Below are 15,007 nucleotides of genomic sequence, written 5' to 3' on the forward strand. Positions count from 1 at the left end.
GCAACGTCTGTGTGACCCACCTCCGTGGGCCGCAACTAACAAGCAGTGGGGGATGAAAGTAAACCCCGCTGATTGAAGTTTCACTTTATACTAAGCTCGCGGATGAAACTGACTATATACATCTTTTAATCTAGTTTTCGTCACATGTGTATAAATTTGCGTAGTTGAGATGTCCGCATGTCCAAGCATTTCCTGGACAGCACGTAAATCAGCGCCATTTTCAAGAAGATGAGTAGCAAAGGAATGCCTTAGTGTATGTGGGGTTAAATCCTTTTCGATCCCTGCCTCAGCTGACAAACGTTTAAGAATTTTCCAGAACCCCTGCCTTGTCAGTCTTTTGCCATGATGATTGAGAAAAAATGCATCATCCTGAACTTTTTTTGAGACAAAATGTTTTCTTCCTTCTTGTAAATATTGATTTAGTGCCGTTGCTGCTGTTTTTCCAATTGGAATGATTCGCTCTTTATTTCCTTTTCCAATACAGCGGACAAATCCCATCGTAATATGGACATCGCCCATATTTAACCCAATTAATTCACTGACCCGAATTCCGGTTGCATAAAGGAGCTCAAGCATGGCCTTATCACGAATTCCGAAGTGATCATCTGCTTTAGGTGAATCTAGTAAAATCTCAACCTCTTGCATGTTTAACACCTTTGGCAGAGTTCGCTCATGCTGAGGAGACTCTATATGAACAGAGGGATCATGATCAGCAGCTTTTTCACGGAGAAGAAATTGATGAAATGCTCTAATGGAGGCAACATGTCTTGCCATTGTTTTCGATGATTTCCCCTGCTCTTTTAATAACCCTAGGAAATGAATGATTTGAGTGCGCTGAACTTCATTTACGGATGTCAGCTTTTCAACATTCTTTAAGTACTTCGTATAGCTTTTCAAATCTCTTTCATATGAAACAATTGTATTTCTTGCGAGACCTTTTTCAACGATTAAATAATGAATAAAATCTTTAAGCTCGTCCTCCATGATGACTCTACTCCCCATTTAAATAAAAAAGAATTAACCGGTTCAGCCAATTTGAAGATTCACTGTTGTTTGCACTTGCTGAAACCTTCACAGCCGCTCCCTTTGGCTCATCATACCGGTGATAATCCTGATATTCTTCATTTAACCACATAATACCATAATAAAAAAGGATTGTGCATCCAGTGAAAAGCACGAATACCTTTATTGTCTGAAATGCGATTTTTAGCCAAGATACCATTCTACTTTCCCCCACAAAACCTTATTACTAAAGGTTATGCCATCTTGGACAAGAAATATACCTAACATAGTGAATTTCTAAACTGACTTTTTATCAAATACAGTTGTAAAAATTATACGGACATTTGATCCGTTATTTTCATAAAATGACCTAATTTAAGAGCTATGCGGACACTGAGTACGCTATTCACGAATTACAGAAGGAAATCACTGCTTTTTTACAAAATAGAGGAAGCTATGTCCGCAAACATAAGGAATTAACCCATTTTGTTACGAATAACAGAACTCTTGTCCGCCAAGATAACAATAGTCGTTGTCTCGTTGTTAATTCATATGCTTCTTGTTGTAAAATAATATGACAAAGCTAAAAAAGACCAAATCAGATTCGATTTGGTCTGCTGATTAATATGCTATTTACAATACTTACTGAACTACCTAATCTTATTGTTATTCACTTTCTTCATTATTATCTTTATCATGACAGCGATGGCAAATTCCATGGAAAGTAAGTCGATGATCTTTAATCTTAAAGTTCCATCTGCGTTCAACGACTTCTTCTACATCTTCAAGTAAGTCTTCTTGAATTTCATCCACTGCCCCGCATTCAATACAAACTAAATGATGATGGAAATGTGCTGCTCCTTCTTGGCGAAGGTCATAGCGGGATACCCCATCACCAAAATTGATTTTATCGACAATTTTAAGTTCTGTTAGCAATTCAAGTGTTCTATATACAGTTGCTAAGCCTATCTCAGGCGATTTTTCTTTAACTAGGAGGTAGACATCTTCCGCGCTTAAATGATCCTCTTCGTGCTCTAATAATACGCGAACGGTTGCTTCACGCTGAGGCGTCAATTTATAGCTAGACGAATGCAACTGCTTCTTTATTCTATCAATTCTGCTTTCCATTCCGAAGTCCTCCTCGCCCACTTACACATTCTCATTATAGCAGATAATGGAGGAGATTCAAAATAAAATTATTACAATTAAGCAAAGATAATTATTATTAAATAGGAATTATTTAAAATAACTCTGTCATTATAATGAATTTATCACCGATTTCATTAAGATAGGGGATAAAAAGGCCTCAATTCCAGCAGCTAAGCATAAAAACACGAGGGCAAAAGCAAATGACATCATATACTTTCCAAACAAAGGCATTACCGGCGGCCCGAGTTTTTTCATAAATTGTCTGCTAATCATTTTTAATGAAAAAGAAACGGCTAGCGTGGCTGAGATGATAAATATCGGAATGATGATAAAATTTTGCGGCAAAACAGAAACAAAGGATAATAAAAATCCATTCCAGCCCATTTGATTAACTAAAAATCCAACTGTAAATCCGACAACCATCCCTTTCATAAATAAAAGAATGAGGATGATCGGAAGACCGATAATGGATATACCTAAAATACACATTAACCCAATAAATTTCATGTTATGAAAGAGACTTTGTTTGAAAAGATCCTTCGTAGTTGCAACTTCCTCATTAGAAACTTGGCTAAAAAATTGGGATAAATAAAAAAATAAATCTTCCTTTTGCGTTAAGCTTAAACTGTTGACAACGATGGCTCCGAAAATAACACCCATTAGAAATAAAACAATCACAAACAAATAAATTGAGGAATGCTCACGAAAATGGGTTGCGATGACGTTCTGGTACATTTTTTTTCTCATTGCTCTTCCTCCTGCAACAATTCTGTTATTAAATTGTATGCTTGTCCTTTTGCTGTATGACAAATTTAGAGCAGAAAAAATACAGTTGATTTTTTTGAATTTTACATTATAATAGTCAAAATTGACTTAATTCAGGAGGGAGATTTTTACGATGAATCCAGTATTAATTGAATTTCCGGATAGAATTGAAACTGAGAGACTTTATATGCGAATTTGTATGCCAGGCGATGGGAGAACCGTTCATGAATCAATCCAGGCCTCTATTGAAGATTTGAAGCAATGGCTTCCTTTTGCTAACAAAGAACAATCGGTTGATGATGTCGAAATAAATATCCGTAAATCTTATTCTCAATTTTTATCGAGGGAAGATATTCGAATTCATATTTTTAGAAAAGAAGATGAAGTGTTCGTTGGTTCCACAGGCTTGCATCGAATAAATTGGGATGTCCGAAAATTTGAAATTGGCTACTGGTGTGACTCCCGCCATCAAAAAAATGGTTATATAACAGAAGCAGTTAGCGGTTTAATTGATTTTACTTTTAACGATTTAGAAGCAAACCGGATTGAAATTCGCTGTGACCCGAAAAATATCAGCAGCAGAAAGATACCTGAAAAATTAGGAATCCGATTAGAAGGCATTTTAGTGAATAATGACCTAAGCGCTGATGGTAAAGAGCTAAGGGATACTTGTGTGTTTGCAATAGTGAAGAAAAATAAATAATATTTTTTGTTAATAATGAGAAAAAAGACTGAATTAAACAGTCTTTTTCTCTTGTTTGTACTTGTATTAATCAGCAATTTTCCCATATTTACCGCCGCCTCCTGCTGTAAGACTCAGTTTTCCTTCCCTGGCCTTTACGATAAGTTCTGCAGTTTTTGTAGGAATAATTTCACTTAATTTTTCTAATGGAACCTCATGCAAGATGGCCATTTCAGTACCAAAGTGATCAAGTAATTTTTGAAGCATTTTTGGACCAAGCCCCGAAATGAACTCCAGCGGAACTTGGTGTACATATGGCGGCCGATGATTTGGAGATTCACTTGCTGTTTTTAATTCAACAATTCTGTCAGCGACCCCATTAATATACTTTGTGCTACCGCAATTTACACATTCATTATGAATCGGATCAAATGGGGCAAAGCACTGGGAACATACGGTTTGATGATATTTCCCAAGAAGCGGATCAAGTCCGTAGTTTGCTTTGATTCTCCGCCCATCCACTCCTTTTAACGCCCTCTCCAATTCTAGAAAAGAAGGTTCAGCCATTTGGAGGACATGATACTCTCTGGCAATTTTCTTTAAGGAATGAGCATCAGAATTCGTTAAAAATGAATAGTTGTGCAGCTCTTTTATTTGATCTGCCATTGCTGTATCAGCACTTAATCCAAGTTCAATGGCGTCAATTTGGTTTTTATCAAACACTTCCTCTAAAGATCTGTGTACCCCTTTTCCATAAAGGCTTTTAAAAGGTGTAAACACATGGGCTGGGATAAATAATCCGCTTAATTCTTTTACCTTTGTCTGAAGCTCACGGCCTGAAGCATAAATTCTTTGTGAACTTAGAGTGATATTTTTCAAGTGGTGCGAAAGCCAGGACGAAAATTCCTTCATCATTGTTAATGTAGGAAAATAACAAAGTACATGAATAGGTCCTTGGCAGTTCTCATCGTAAATTTCCAATTCAGAACCTGGGATTATGGTTAAATCTCCGTATTGTAAACCGCCCTCTTGATGCTCGATCACGTCTCCAGTTTCCATGAGCTGAGCAATTTCTAGAATTACCTCGGGAGAATGGCAATCAATAATCCCAATCATGTTTAACCCTTTTTCATTTCGCGCATGTTCAATAATGTTTGTAAATGTAAGTGATTTTGCTCCTGTTATTTTTACCGGCTTCCCTGTCATCGTACGGCCGATATGAATATGTAAATCTGAATAGTAATCCTTCATTTACTTTTTCAACACCTTTTGAAGTTGCAAATATTGAATAGCATATGCAGTTTTGGCATCATATATTTTCTTTTCTTTTATATATTGCTCTGCCTCGTCAAGCGTCAACTCGAGCAAATTTACGAATTCATCCTCATCTGGTGATGCTGCATTTTCCTTTTTTTCCAAGCCTTTCGCGATGTATAAATGAATGATCTCATCGGCAAATCCAGGAGAAGTATAGAAGGAAATTAGCCATTCCATTTCTTTGCAGTCATAACCAGTTTCTTCTTCAAGCTCTCTTTTTGCACAAACCTCTGGATCCTCTCCTGCTTCTAGTTTGCCAGCAGGAATTTCAACAATTGTCTTTTCCAATGCTTTACGATATTGCTCCACCATGACAATTTTTTCATCGTCTGTTATTGCAAGTACTGCTACTGCCCCAGGATGCTTGATGACTTCTCGCTTGGACATTTTTCCGTTTGGCAACTCAACATCTTCTACTTGAAGACTAATTACTTTTCCAGTAAATATTTTTTCAATATTGGTCGTTTTTTCTTCTAGGCGACTCATGATTCCAGTCACTCCTGTTCTATTCCGTTTAAGTGTACTCATACATATTATCATACTTTAATTGGGGGAGTATGACATGAAAATATATGTTCACGAGAAGGGCGTCATCTTAGTCGGAAAAGCATGGGAAATCAGGGAGAAGCTAAAGGATTACAGCAAGGAGTATCGGTTGATAAAAGAGTGGGTCGAACTAAAAAAGACCTCATATAAAGGTGGCTGAGATTTATTTGTGTAAGTCGCGGATTTATTTGCGAAAGTGGCAATTTATTTGTGAAAGCGACAGAATTATTTGCGAAACCCCGGATTTAGCTTTTTATTACAAAAAAGTCCAATTTATTTGTGGTCCACTCATTTCTTTCGTTAAAATAAAAAGAAAAGGTGAAATTGAGGTTATTTTTATGAAAAAAAGACAGTTGGGCAAGTCAGATTTATATGTAAGTGAGCTCGGACTTGGTTGCATGTCCCTCGGTACGGATGCGAAAAAAGCGCAAGAAATTATCGAAGCTGCATTAGAAGCAGGGATTAACTACTTTGACACAGCCGACTTATATGATTTCGGAACAAACGAACAAATTGTTGGGCAGGCTCTACGCCATGTAAGGGATAAGGTCATCATTGCTACGAAGGCAGGAAACCGCTGGAATGACAACAAAGATAGCTGGAGCTGGGACCCCTCTAAAAAGTATATAAAAGAAGCTGTCAAAGCAAGCTTAAGCAGATTAGGTACGGATTATATTGACTTATACCAACTTCATGGCGGGACGATGGAGGATCCAATCGATGAAACGATTGAAGCATTCGAGGAGTTAAAAGAAGAAGGTTTAATCCGCTTTTACGGAATATCTTCTATTCGGCCTAATGTCATTCGTGAATATGTGAATAAATCGAATCTTGTGTCTGTAATGATTCAATATAGTATTCTAGATCGCCGTCCGGAAGAGGAAGTGCTGCCGCTTCTTCAGAAAAACGGTATAGGAGCTGTTACACGCGGACCGCTTGCAAAAGGGATCTTAAGCGATAAAATGTTAGAAAAAGCATCGGAAAAAGGCTATTTAGACTATCAGTTGGAAGAATTACAGGAAACCATTCCGCTCTTGCGGGAAAAACTTTCTCATACCCGTTCCATGACAGAAATTGCCTTGCAATATAATTTAGCTCATTCTGCTGTTTCGTCTGTTATTGCAGGAGCTAGCACTGTTCTACAAGTTAAGGAAAACGCAAAAGCCATTGTAGCAGAACCATTATCGGGAGATGAGCTCTCCATTATAGAATCAATCACAAAAATGAGTTTGTATGAGCAGCATAGATAATAATGCAATAAAAAAATCGCTTAAACTTAAGCGATTTTTTTATCACCCTATTTATATTCCTTCCAGTTAAGATTGCTTTCACCAAGCAATTCTTCAAAGCTCTTGTTCTTTTCCCGTAATCTTCTTTCTTCTCTCTTTCTTTGCTCTTCCTCTTCTTTTTGTTTATCTTCTGCTGCTTTTAATTCCTGTTTCGTATCTTTTAGTTTTTCCATCAATTCTTGGTTTAGCATATCGCCAAGTGTAATTGGTTTATCATCCTTTTTAGGCTGGGAATGCTGCTTTTTCTTTTTCATCTAAATCCCCTCATAAAATTAATTTTATCACCAATTATATCATAATTACTTATTTTACAAACTCGAGAAATTCAATTCTATTGCCGAATGGATCATCGACAAAAAAGCGATTTCTTCCTTCTATAGGCGGTTCTTCTTTTATCATAATCTTTTTATTTTCCAATTCTTTACGCAAACCTTCTAAGTTTTCTACAACTAAGCCAGGGTGGGCTTTTTTTGCCGGTAGAAATTCTTCTTGCACCCCTATATGTATTTCCTGGTTTCCGCATAAAAACCAGCAGCCTCCCCGCTTTTGGAGATTTTCTGGCTTCGGTATTTCTTCTAGACCAAGGATTTCTCCGAAAAATAATCTTGCCTGCTCCTCGCAGCCTTTTGGTGCTGCTAATTGAATATGATCAATTCCTTTAAATCCAAATGTCATAGTATCTCTCCTTTAATTAGGAAAAGCACAGCCATTGATAACTGTGCCCCTCAAATTTAATAAGCGTCTGTTAGAACATGATCGTCTACCTGTAAAGAAGCTTCAGTTGATTGGACAACCTCCTCAACAGTGTAGCCCTTAGCCACTTCCACAAGCTTAAGTCCTGAGTCCGTTACATCAATGACCGCTCTCTCCGTAATAATCCGATTGACAACTGCCTTGCCTGTTAATGGGAGGGTGCATTCTTTGAGGATTTTCGACTCCCCGTTTTTATTCGTATGATCCATAATGACGATAATTTTGCCTGCACCGTGAACGAGGTCCATCGCTCCGCCCATTCCTTTAATCATCTTGCCTGGAATCATCCAGTTTGCGAGATCCCCGTTTTCAGAGACCTCCATTCCTCCGAGAATCGCTATATTGACATGCCCTCCACGGATCATGGCAAAGGATTCAGCACTGTCAAAATAAGCAGCACCCGGAATGGCTGTCACTGTTTCTTTGCCAGCATTTATTAAATCTGGGTCCACTCCCTCTTTAGAAGGGTAAGGGCCTATGCCAAGCAGACCATTCTCAGATTGAAGCACGACTTGCTTATTACTTGAAATATAGTTAGCAACGAGTGTTGGCATTCCAATACCTAGATTCACATAAAAGCCATTTTCAATTTCCTTTTCGGCTCTTCGCGCAATTTTTTCACGAACTCCAGCTTTATCGTTACTCATGGCAACTTCTCCTTCCCGTAAATTATTTCGCTAACGTCAGTCTTTCAATGCGTTTTTCCTGAATCCCTTCAATTAGCATTTGCACGTAAATGCTAGGGGTATGAATATGATTCGGATCTAGCTCACCGATTTCATACAGATTTTCCACTTCGGCTATCGTTACTTTTCCTGCAGCGGCAATCATCGGGTTAAAGTTTCTCGCCGTTTTGTGATAAACAAGATTGCCCATCTTATCCGCTTTCCAAGCTCTTACTAAACTGAAGTCAGCGACTAGGGCTTCTTCAAGTAAATATTCTTTTCCATTAAAAATCTTTGTTTCCTTCCCCTCTGCAATGGGAGTACCTACTCCTGCAGGCGTATAAAAAGCCGGGATGCCAGCACCGCCAGCACGAATTTTTTCTGCCAGTGTTCCCTGCGGCAGAAGTTCGACTTCAATTTCACCGGCCAGCACCTGTCTTTCAAACTCTTTATTTTCACCTACATAGGAACCTATCATTTTCTTAATCTGTTTATTTTTTAGCAGGAGACCAAGCCCCCATTCGTCTACCCCACAGTTATTCGAAATAACCGTTAAATCTTTAACACCCTTCTCCACTAAAGCTAGAATCAAATTTTCCGGGATTCCACAAAGTCCAAAGCCGCCAACCATTAAAACAGCACCATCATGAATATCCTTCACTGCTTCGTTAAAGGAAGTAGAAATTGTTTTCATGTCATTCTCTCCTCTCATCGAGAACGTATAATTTAGGCTTTATCCATCACTATTAAACTAGTTCAACTACGGTAGCAACACCCTGTCCTCCGCCGATACATAATGTGGCAAGCCCCTTTTTCGACTGACGCTTTATCATCTCATGAATTAATGTCACTAGAATTCTAGCACCGCTTGCTCCAATTGGATGTCCTAATGCAATGGCTCCTCCATTCACATTCAGAATATCTTTATTAAACTGAAGCTCTCTGTCTACAGCTAGTGATTGCGCTGCAAATGCCTCATTTGCTTCAATTAACTCTAATTCTTCCATTGATACTGCTGCTTTTTCAAGTGCCTTTTTAACAGCATTTACTGGTCCTATGCCCATAATACTTGGGTCCACTCCTGCACTTGCATTTCCTTTAATTACAACAAGTGGCTGAACCCCAAGCTCATCAGCCTTTTCTCTGCTCATAACAATTAGAACTGCAGCACCGTCATTGATGCCCGAAGCATTTCCAGCTGTGACGCTGCCGTCTTTTTTAAATGCCGGTCTTAGTGCAGCTAATTTTTCAACAGTTGTTCCTTTTTTCGGGTATTCGTCCGTATCAAATACAATCGGATCTCCCTTTCTTTGCGGAATCTCAACAGGAACGATTTCATCTTTAAATTTGCCTTCTTCAATAGCCTTTACCGCCTTTACTTGGCTTGCGGCAGCAAACTCATCTTGCTCTTCCCTGCTAAGTCCATAATTATCACAAAGGTTTTCCGCAGTGATTCCCATATGATAATCATTAAAAGCACACGTCAGTCCGTCAGAAACCATTGTATCTAACAGCTGCTGGTTGCCCATTTTAAACCCATTCCGTGCATTTTTTAATATGTAAGGCGCCTGGCTCATATTCTCTACTCCACCAGCAATCACAATGTCAGCATCTCCTGCCAAAATCGCCTGTGTTGCCAGATGAACAGCCTTCAGTCCAGATCCGCATACTTTATTTATGGTCATTGCGGAAACGCTTTCAGGAAGCCCCGCTTTAAGTGCTGCTTGCCTTGCAGGATTCTGTCCAAGACCTGCCTGCAATACGTTTCCAAGAATTACCTCATCCACCTGCTCAGGCTTAATTCCTGCCTTTTCAAGTGCTCCTTTGATCGCAATTGCACCTAATTCAGGAGCGGGTACATCCTTTAAACTGCCATTAAAGCTCCCTATTGCTGTGCGTACTGCACTAACAATGACTACTTCTGTTTTTGACATCTTAATCATCCTTTCTCGTTCATCTCATGAATTATACTTCTATTAAATAGTGCTAAAATCCTTTTATTTCGCCCAAAATTATCTAATGAATAATCCAGCCCTTCTTTATCCATCTTATTAGGTGTACTTAACAATACATAGAAGGGGGATGAAGAAATGAGTCAAAAGCGTGACAAGGGCCATAGTCAAAAAGGAAAGCCAAACAGTGATACAGTTAACCCTACAATTGCAGCAGAGGAATTAGAAAAAGCGATCCATCCTAAAAAACGTCAGAATTCTCAACAATAAGCCGCCGCTCCTTGAGCGGTTTTTTACATTTAGAATAACAATAAATGTTTTAAACTCCAATTAAATGGTAAAATAAAGAATAAGGCTGAGAGGAGGATGAAATTGAAAAGACTTCTTCGTTATATCCGTTATTTCCTTTCCTTCATTCTTTTTTTATCATCTATTGGGATTTATTTTACAAATCGGCTTATGTACATGAAGAAAAAGGAAGATCAATTTATTATTGATCGGGAAAAAGAAGCCGGGCGTCTCAATCCAATCGAATATGAAAGCCTGCCAAAAACAGAAGTGCTCATCCCTTCTCCCTTTGGTTATCCTCTTAAAACTGTGATTGCAGAACCCTTTCCAAACAATCGCTTCGTCATCATTGCACATGGAGTAACAGAAAATAAGATGAATTCCATTAAATATATGAATCTGTTTTTGGAGCGCGGATTTAACACGGTTATTTACGATCACCGCAGGCATGGAGAGTCTGGTGGAAAAACGACTAGCTTCGGTCATTATGAAAAATTTGATTTAAAGGCAATTGTTGATTGGCTCCGTGAAGAAAAAGGATCTGATATTTTGCTCGGTATCCACGGGGAATCGATGGGAGCGGCAACGATGCTGTTATATGCGGGCAGTTTAGAGGATGGAGCGGATTTTTATATTGCCGACTGTCCATTTTCCGATTTTAAACAATTGCTCGCACACCGATTAAATTCAGATATGAAACTACCTGCCTCTGTCATCCTACCCATTGCCGATTTGTTTTTACGATTGCGGCAAAAATATGCCATTAAACAGGTGTCTCCCATCTCAGTGATTGGCAACATTCAAAAGCCCGTTTTATTTATTCACAGTGAAAAAGATGACTTTATTCTGCCTTATATGACCAAGGATTTATATGAACGGAAAAAGGGGCCCAAACAGCTTTACATGGCTCCAAATGGCATTCATGCTCAGTCATTAAATGAAAATCGAGAGGACTATGAAAAAGCCATAGACGAGTTTTTAAATGATTTTGTTTTCTTCAAATCCCAACAGAAGGCCTGATTCCCTTAGGCCTTTTTTATTCGGGCATGATCTAGTTTTTTAATATTCCTCTCGCCGTCTCATAATCTCCTAATTTTATATAGTACCGTCCTCCTTCTTTTTCAAAGATAGGAACATTTTCAAGCTTTCCATTTTCCCCGAATACGAACACTGATTGAATATCCTCATGTTCAATCTTTCCATAAATAACTGGAAGGCGGTTTTCCAATATCCCCCTATGATCATATTCGTAAAAAACATCCTTATAGACAGTCATCCAGTCGTTTTCATCATGCTCCCAATGATTATGCCCCGCGTTTTCCCATCCATCCCGATCATTTCCTTTTAAAAATGCTACTGTTACGGCGTCAATCGTTTCTTCGCTGATCTTCTGTTTCGTTACATATAGAAGAATGATTCCATCCTTTACCTTTTCCTTATGAATGACTTCCTTCACATTAAATGGGATATCCTTTTCTATGACCCGATCCATTGTTGAACCTGAACAAGCTGCTAATATCAGGACCGCAAACAAAAGAGAAGCGATCCATTTAAGCTTCACTTTATCTTCCCCTCCGTTCCTCTGCGTCCTTATCATTTAATGAGAAAAGACTATAAAACATACTTACTTTTACTTATTTAGGTAAATATAACTAGAGGCTGTTCGGAAAGTCAGGTTTTTGACTTTCTGAACAGCCCCCTTTAGGTTTCATCAACTATCTTTGCGAACTCCTCAAGACTTGTTGAATACTTAATATAAATTCTCGGTAAAACATACAATTCATCTTTTATACCCTTTTCAGAAAATAATTCGGGAGTGGTTGAGAGTCCGTATAAATAGTATTTCTTTGTTTCCTCTATAACCTTGGCATTGAAATTTCCGTAAGGGTAAGAGAGAGCAATAACCGGTTTACCTGTTATTTTTTCAATTTTCTCCTTAGACTTTTGTAGTTCATATTCAAAATTTGTGATTTTCGTTAAATCAGGATGGGTGGCAGTATGAGATTGTATTGAAAAAAAGGGCGAATCAGCCATATTTTTCAAGTCTGATTGCGATAATCGATTGGCGCGGCCAATAAAGTCGGAAATAACAAAAATAGTTCCCGTTGGTTTAAACTGTTCATTTTTTAGTTTTTGAAAAATAGCCATTATATTTAAGTTGTTTTTGTATCCATCGTCAAAGGTAATGAAAATGGGTTTGTTCACTTTATGAATATCTTGCCACCGTTCAAAAGTTAATAATGTGTAGCCGTGATCTCGTAAATACATCATTTGCTTCTCAAAATTCTTTGGAGTTACATATAACTCTTTAGAGCCATGGCCGTGGTACTCGTCAATGGAATGGTAAATTAATATCGGTATTTTTTTATCCGCCAAGGTGTGTGATGGAATAAATAAGATAAGAAGACATAGAAAAAACATTGCAGTCTTTTTCAAAAAAATTCCTCGCTTTGTCTATTTTCTTATCTTTATTATTCCTGAAATTATTTTTTTTACCGGCCAATCTCAATCATTGCTAATTAAAAAAGGCTTTAGCAATTTCTATTAATCCTTCTTGTTCTTCTTTTTCCACAAAACTTGCTTCTCTCCATGAAGTGGAAATAGAGATTAAAAATTTCCGAGAGTTATCTTCTTTAATAAAGTAAATATTATGATATTCTTTACTATACAAAAAGTCTATTCCATCTTCTTTTATATTCGTGTACCCTACTAAGTTTTCTGTCGTGTGCATTTCTTCTTTAACAGGGCTTATTATCATTTGAATGCTTTGCCCTTCTTCTAAACTCATTACCTTGCTCTCATAGCTAAGGAATAATTGGGAAATATCAGATGTTAAAACACCATCCTTAGTGATATATTCCAAATTATTTTTTTTTGCTTCTTTATACATTTCATCAGCTAAATTCACATCACTTCTTGGAGTATCATAATACAGGGTTCCTGATATAAGTGCTAAATTATTATCTTGTAATTCATTCTTTAAATGAAGAAATCCCCTAATATCATCTGGAATTTGCGTTACACTTCTAATTTCCTCTTCATTATATAGCATCGTTAACCCTGACCCTCCAATTTCCTCGTAGCCTTCTACTGCTAAAAAGTATTTAAATTGGCCTTTCGGAATATCCTTCTTAATCTCATCCATAACAGTTCTATACTTCCGATAAATTTCATCATACTTATGATGTGGCTCTGCTTCTTCCTCTGTCATTGTTTTCATCTCAAAAACTTGCTTACCCTCGGAATTATAAAACTTCCATTCTGTAAAATGCATGGCTGCCGCAATAGACACTGAGATAGATACTGTTAGAAAAATAGAGATAAATGAAGCCCGTAAAAATATAGGCACTTTTTTGCGTTCTATAGCATTAGTAGACAAATATTCATTATGTTGGACTTCTGGGAGCTTCTGATTTTTAAAACGTTGCTCAAATTCCTCAAACGATTTAATCTTATCTTTCATCCTGTTTTCTCCTTTCAATTAATTTTTTGATTTTCACCTTTACTCTTTCGAATCGTTTTCTTGCAGCTGAGGCGCTAATATCTAGAATCTCCGCTATTTCTGAAAAATCTCTGTCCTCAATTATTCTAAGTACAATGATTGCTCTTTCCTTCGATTTTAATTTCGATAATATGTAATTTAATTCAAAATCTCTATGCTGGTCATAGGCGGGTTCCTTTTTCAGCCTACTTTTTTCGGTAAAAGGAATAAATTTAATTAAAGCTTTCCTTCTTATTTTATTTAAACAATGGTTGTAAGCAATTTTATAAAGCCAAGCTCGATGATTATTAATCTCTGAAATATTTTTGCTCTGATATATTTTAATAAATACTTCTTGGACAGTATCTTCAGCATCGTGATGGTCTCTCAAAATGTTATAGCAATAAGTATAGACTTGATGATGATATAGTTTTATAAGATCTTCGTGGATATTCTCTTCTGCTCCTTCAATACTGTATTCGGCCCTGTTAATATACATAGATATCACCTCTTTTCTTCCGGTCTATATATTAAGACAAACACCCGCCGACTAATGTGACAGTTTTTAAAAATTCAATTATTAAGAATGTAAAAAGTGAAACCCCCTTTAGGAACAAATCCTATTAGAAGTTTCACCTATTAAATTACTTCATTTGGCACTTATCCTACTGTCTTATCGTAAAAACTCATCCGCGGATTTAAGTATTCATTAGGCGTTTTTAATTGAAAGCAGTTTGCTTTTTCAGTGAAATCTATTTTTAAGTTTTCATCGAGAAACACTTCTTTTGATTTTTCTATGTAAATGCTGCCGACACTCGTTTTAATTTCTCGGTCATCCTCATCCAATTCACTCACTAGCCAAAGGGCGGTAACCCCGCTAACAACACATCCACAGCCATCTATGTCGTATTTAAGCTTTAAAAAGCCGTTTTTTCCGTTCACTCGTTCTTTTATTTTCCGGCCCGCTTCTTCTGTTATGACAATGTTCATCTTCCTAGTCCCCTTACCTTGCTTTTTCTTTATTATTGTAGCATATTCCGCTGGAAGCGCTTTTCTAACTACCTTATGCAATAGTTTTCCTGTCGAAGGGCGCTATAGAGTCCCCTTAACTACCTTGC

The 15,007-nt window shown here is 37.5% G+C and carries 21 protein-coding genes; 5 read left to right on the top strand and 16 right to left on the bottom strand.

The features are described 5' to 3' along the window. Positions 1-90: 90 nt before the first annotated feature. The 4 genes from xerD to spoIIM form a co-directional block, all read right to left on the bottom strand. On the bottom strand, positions 91-984 hold the full coding sequence (xerD, locus tag V7122_RS16125; RefSeq protein WP_335347384.1) for a site-specific tyrosine recombinase XerD: 894 nt from the start codon (positions 982-984) through the stop codon (positions 91-93). Between the two features lie 7 nt (positions 985-991). Beyond that, positions 992-1,222, bottom strand: coding sequence for a YqzK family protein (locus tag V7122_RS16130; RefSeq protein ID WP_335347383.1), 231 nt, complete (start codon positions 1,220-1,222; stop codon positions 992-994). Between the two features lie 446 nt (positions 1,223-1,668). Next, the gene (gene fur / locus V7122_RS16135) at positions 1,669-2,130 is read right to left on the bottom strand and encodes a ferric iron uptake transcriptional regulator (protein ID WP_066294029.1); all 462 of its coding nucleotides are present in this window, start codon (positions 2,128-2,130) and stop codon (positions 1,669-1,671) included. A 129-nt stretch (positions 2,131-2,259) separates the two neighbouring features. Further along, complete coding sequence (gene spoIIM, locus V7122_RS16140) at positions 2,260-2,898, bottom strand: stage II sporulation protein M (RefSeq protein ID WP_335346853.1); 639 nt, start codon at positions 2,896-2,898, stop codon at positions 2,260-2,262. A gap of 151 nt (positions 2,899-3,049) precedes the next feature. Between spoIIM and V7122_RS16145 the strand changes: the two genes are divergently transcribed. Continuing rightward, positions 3,050-3,619 carry a GNAT family N-acetyltransferase gene (locus V7122_RS16145; protein WP_335346854.1) on the top strand — a complete coding sequence of 190 codons (570 nt, stop codon included), beginning with the start codon at positions 3,050-3,052 and terminating at the stop codon, positions 3,617-3,619. 66 nt (positions 3,620-3,685) lie between these two features. Here V7122_RS16145 and V7122_RS16150 read toward each other — a convergent pair whose 3' ends face one another. Further along, entirely contained in the window at positions 3,686-4,849 is a 1,164-nt protein-coding gene (locus tag V7122_RS16150) for a TIGR00375 family protein (RefSeq protein WP_335346855.1), read from the bottom strand. Then, on the bottom strand, positions 4,850-5,401 hold the full coding sequence (locus V7122_RS16155) for an NUDIX hydrolase (protein ID WP_335346856.1): 552 nt from the start codon (positions 5,399-5,401) through the stop codon (positions 4,850-4,852). It abuts the gene before it with no gap. A gap of 76 nt (positions 5,402-5,477) precedes the next feature. Between V7122_RS16155 and mciZ the strand changes: the two genes are divergently transcribed. Both mciZ and V7122_RS16165 read left to right on the top strand, forming a co-directional pair. Next, positions 5,478-5,621, top strand: coding sequence for a Z-ring formation inhibitor MciZ (mciZ, locus tag V7122_RS16160; RefSeq protein WP_335346857.1), 144 nt, complete (start codon positions 5,478-5,480; stop codon positions 5,619-5,621). A 178-nt stretch (positions 5,622-5,799) separates the two neighbouring features. Then, positions 5,800-6,711, top strand: a complete 912-nt coding sequence (locus V7122_RS16165) for an aldo/keto reductase (RefSeq protein WP_335346858.1) — start codon at positions 5,800-5,802, stop codon at positions 6,709-6,711. Positions 6,712-6,758: 47 nt separating this feature from the next. Here V7122_RS16165 and V7122_RS16170 read toward each other — a convergent pair whose 3' ends face one another. From V7122_RS16170 to V7122_RS16190, 5 genes are read right to left on the bottom strand one after another with little or no spacing between them, the layout of a single operon-like run. Beyond that, positions 6,759-7,004, bottom strand: coding sequence for a YqkE family protein (locus tag V7122_RS16170; RefSeq protein ID WP_335346859.1), 246 nt, complete (start codon positions 7,002-7,004; stop codon positions 6,759-6,761). A 49-nt stretch (positions 7,005-7,053) separates the two neighbouring features. Further along, positions 7,054-7,425, bottom strand: a complete 372-nt coding sequence (locus V7122_RS16175; RefSeq protein ID WP_335346860.1) for a VOC family protein — start codon at positions 7,423-7,425, stop codon at positions 7,054-7,056. Positions 7,426-7,481: 56 nt separating this feature from the next. After that, a complete protein-coding gene (locus tag V7122_RS16180; protein WP_335527553.1) occupies positions 7,482-8,150 on the bottom strand; it encodes a CoA transferase subunit B in 669 nt (222 codons plus the stop codon). Positions 8,151-8,172: 22 nt separating this feature from the next. After that, a complete protein-coding gene (locus tag V7122_RS16185) occupies positions 8,173-8,862 on the bottom strand; it encodes a CoA transferase subunit A (RefSeq protein WP_335346862.1) in 690 nt (229 codons plus the stop codon). 52 nt (positions 8,863-8,914) lie between these two features. Continuing rightward, positions 8,915-10,102: an acetyl-CoA C-acetyltransferase gene (locus V7122_RS16190; RefSeq protein WP_335355237.1), complete on the bottom strand. Its 1,188-nt coding sequence runs from the start codon at positions 10,100-10,102 to the stop codon at positions 8,915-8,917. Between the two features lie 156 nt (positions 10,103-10,258). Here V7122_RS16190 and V7122_RS16195 point away from each other — a divergent pair, with 156 nt between their 5' ends. Next, entirely contained in the window at positions 10,259-10,390 is a 132-nt protein-coding gene (locus tag V7122_RS16195) for a hypothetical protein (RefSeq protein ID WP_335347961.1), read from the top strand. A 102-nt stretch (positions 10,391-10,492) separates the two neighbouring features. Then, a complete protein-coding gene (locus V7122_RS16200; RefSeq protein ID WP_335355236.1) occupies positions 10,493-11,428 on the top strand; it encodes an alpha/beta hydrolase in 936 nt (311 codons plus the stop codon). 31 nt (positions 11,429-11,459) lie between these two features. On the opposite strand, the gene V7122_RS16205 is transcribed toward V7122_RS16200, so the two are convergent. The 5 genes from V7122_RS16205 to V7122_RS16225 form a co-directional block, all read right to left on the bottom strand. Continuing rightward, complete coding sequence (locus tag V7122_RS16205; protein ID WP_335346054.1) at positions 11,460-11,969, bottom strand: hypothetical protein; 510 nt, start codon at positions 11,967-11,969, stop codon at positions 11,460-11,462. 140 nt (positions 11,970-12,109) lie between these two features. Continuing rightward, complete coding sequence (locus V7122_RS16210; protein WP_335346053.1) at positions 12,110-12,844, bottom strand: polysaccharide deacetylase family protein; 735 nt, start codon at positions 12,842-12,844, stop codon at positions 12,110-12,112. Positions 12,845-12,923: 79 nt separating this feature from the next. Further along, positions 12,924-13,871, bottom strand: a complete 948-nt coding sequence (locus V7122_RS16215) for a hypothetical protein (RefSeq protein WP_335527556.1) — start codon at positions 13,869-13,871, stop codon at positions 12,924-12,926. Further along, entirely contained in the window at positions 13,861-14,388 is a 528-nt protein-coding gene (locus tag V7122_RS16220) for an RNA polymerase sigma factor (RefSeq protein ID WP_335346632.1), read from the bottom strand. Before V7122_RS16220 ends, V7122_RS16215 begins: the two co-directional genes overlap by 11 nt. A gap of 161 nt (positions 14,389-14,549) precedes the next feature. Then, positions 14,550-14,879 carry an iron-sulfur cluster biosynthesis family protein gene (locus V7122_RS16225; protein ID WP_335346631.1) on the bottom strand — a complete coding sequence of 110 codons (330 nt, stop codon included), beginning with the start codon at positions 14,877-14,879 and terminating at the stop codon, positions 14,550-14,552. Positions 14,880-15,007 lie beyond the last annotated feature (128 nt).

Origin of the sequence: Bacillus sp. JJ1532 (assembly GCF_036965085.1) — a bacterium.
Classification (GTDB): domain Bacteria; phylum Bacillota; class Bacilli; order Bacillales; family Cytobacillaceae; genus Cytobacillus.